The following is a 2,356-nucleotide window of genomic DNA, read 5'->3' on the forward strand; positions in this document are numbered from 1 at the left end:
AGCCCAAGCACACCTGACCCGACAACCTGCCTAGGCCACGGCTCGGGGCCGTGGCCTAGGCAGGTTGTCGGGTCAGGTGTGCTTGGGCTTGTAGCGGCGGAGGAGGGGGATCAGGTTCAGGGTCAGGCCGACCAGAGCCACGGCGGTCACCAGGTTGACGCCCGGGTGGAACTCGGCGAAGCCGTTGCCGCCGGCGCCTGTGCCGCCCGCGACCAGGGCGGTGACGAGGGCGAGGACGAGGGCGGCGCCCACCTGGCCCGAAGTCTGGACGAGGCCGGAGGCCAGGCCCTGCTCGGAGTCGTCGATCCCGTCGGTGGCCTGCGCCATGATCGAGCTGAAGCCGAAGGCGAAGCCACCGCCCAGCAGCAGCATCGTGGGCAGGATCGTGAACGCGTAGTGCGGGGTATTCCCGGCGGTGCCGAGGAACCAGGCGTAGCCGAGGCTGAGCGACGTCATGGAGCTGATGATCAGCCGGGGCGTCCCGTAGCGGTCGATCAGGCGGCCGACGAACGGGGAGCCGAAGGCCACGAGAAGGCCGGCCGGCAGCAGCGCCATCGCCATCTTCAGCGGCGACCAGCGCAGCACGTCCTGCAGGTAGAGCGTCATCATGAACTGGAAGCTCAGGTAGGAGCCGAACAGGGCGACGATGCTCAGGTTGGCCCGGACGATCGAGCCGATCCGCAGGATGCCGAGGCGGATCAGCGGATGCCGCACCTTCTTCTCGGTGACGAAGAAGGCGATCAGCAGAGCCGCGGCGAGGACGATGGAGCCCAGGGTGACCGGGTCGAGCCAGCCGCGGTCGGGCGCGGAGACGACCGTGTAGACCGCGAGCAGCATGCCGCCGGTGAGGGTCACCGCGCCGAGGAGGTCGTGGCCGCCGCCGACTGCCGGACGGTCCCGAGGAATGAGCGCAAGGCCCGCGACCAGGGCGAGGACGGCGAGCGGCACGGGCGTCAGGAACGTCCAACGCCATCCGAAGCTGGTCAGCAGCCCGCCGAGGATCAGTCCGGACGAGTATCCGCTCGCGCCGAAGACGGAGAACACCGACAGCGCCCGGTTGCGCGCCGGTCCCTCGTGGAAGGTGGTGGTCAGGATGGAAAGGGCGGTCGGCGCGGTGAACGCGGCGGCCAGGCCCTTCACGAAACGGGTGGCGATCAGCAGCGTGCCGTCATCGACGAGGCCGCCGACCAGGGACGCGACTGCGAACACGGCCAAGGCGGTCAGGAAGACCCGGCGGCGGCCGAGGAGGTCGGCGGTGCGTCCGCCGAGCAGGAGCAGTCCGCCGTAGCCGAGGACGTATCCGTTGACGATCCACTGCAGCGACGTGGTGGAAAGGCCTAGTTCGGCGCCGATGGACGGGAGCGCGACGCCCACCATCGAGACGTCGAGTCCGTCAAGGAACAGCACGGCGCACAGGACCGCGAGGACTCCCCACAGCCGGGGAGTCCAGGTCTGTTCGGCCGGCGCGCTCGCGGCGGCCGGCGCACGGACGGTGGAGGCGGGTGAGGTGTCGGTGATAGTCACGTCGGAGGACAGTACATGCATGTGCATCAAATGTCCACGCACTAAATTCATACGAATCCAATGCAGGGGCATCTGATGCGCGTGCATGGTAAGATGCGCGGCATGGAGGCGGAGTCTGCTCTCGTCGGCCGCTGGCGCAAGCTGGCGACCTGCTACAACACGGTCGCGTGCGCCCTGGACCGCGCCCTGCAGGACGCCCATGGCCTGAGCATGAGCGAGTACGAGACGCTCGACCGCCTCGTCGACCTGCGGTGTGAGAAGCGCCGCATGCAGGAGATCGCCGCGGCCATGTACCTCAGCCAGAGCGCACTTTCCCGCACGGTCGCCCGTCTGGAGAAGCACGGCTACGTCCAGCGCGGGCTCTGCGAGGACGACCGCCGCGGTGTCTTTGTCGAGATCACCGAGTCCGGACGCCGCTGCCACGGCGAGGCCCGCGACACCCACCTGAAGATCCTCGCGGAACACCTGACCGACTGACCACCAAGGCGCCATCAGGACGTCCGGGTCGGGTGGCGACGGCCCGCCTCCCTCGGGGCCGGGCAGCAGCCGACCAAAACCGAACACAACCACGGACGTGCAGTCACCCACGGGCCCTCCAAGACCGTGGTCATGCCTGCGCCACAAGACCCGCCGCAACCGCACAACTTGGCCGCTACCCGGAACACCCGGTCCTGGCAACCCGCACAACTCGGCCGCCATCTGGAACCCCCGGTAGGGCAACCGCACAACTCGGCCGCTGCCTGGAACATCCGCCGGGAGCTCGCCGCGCGGCGCGTTAAACGCGCCCCGTACTCCCTGCTGACATCAATCGGCTCCCGGACGGGACGCGAAC

Annotated in this window: 2 protein-coding genes; one reads left to right on the forward strand and one right to left on the reverse strand. The window is 69.0% G+C overall.

Going from position 1 to position 2,356, the window contains the following annotated elements; genetic code table 11:
• Nucleotides 1-72 precede the first annotated feature (72 nt).
• A complete protein-coding gene (locus E1293_RS46435; protein WP_424923740.1) occupies nucleotides 73-1,551 on the reverse strand; it encodes an MFS transporter in 1,479 nt (492 codons plus the stop codon).
• 75 nt (nucleotides 1,552-1,626) lie between these two features.
• On the opposite strand from E1293_RS46435, the gene E1293_RS46440 reads away from it, so the two are divergent.
• Nucleotides 1,627-2,001, forward strand: a complete 375-nt coding sequence (locus E1293_RS46440) for a MarR family winged helix-turn-helix transcriptional regulator (protein ID WP_132206453.1) — start codon at nucleotides 1,627-1,629, stop codon at nucleotides 1,999-2,001.
• Nucleotides 2,002-2,356 lie beyond the last annotated feature (355 nt).

Origin of the sequence: Actinomadura darangshiensis (genome assembly GCF_004349235.1) — a bacterium.
GTDB lineage: Bacteria > Actinomycetota > Actinomycetes > Streptosporangiales > Streptosporangiaceae > Spirillospora > Spirillospora darangshiensis.

Bases quoted from the DNA above. Each gene is read 5' to 3' on its own strand.
- E1293_RS46435 (WP_424923740.1), bottom strand. From the start codon at position 1,551: ATGCACATGCATGTACTGTCCTCCGACGTGACTATCACCGACACCTCA.
- E1293_RS46440 (WP_132206453.1), top strand. From the start codon at position 1,627: ATGGAGGCGGAGTCTGCTCTCGTCGGCCGCTGGCGCAAGCTGGCGACC.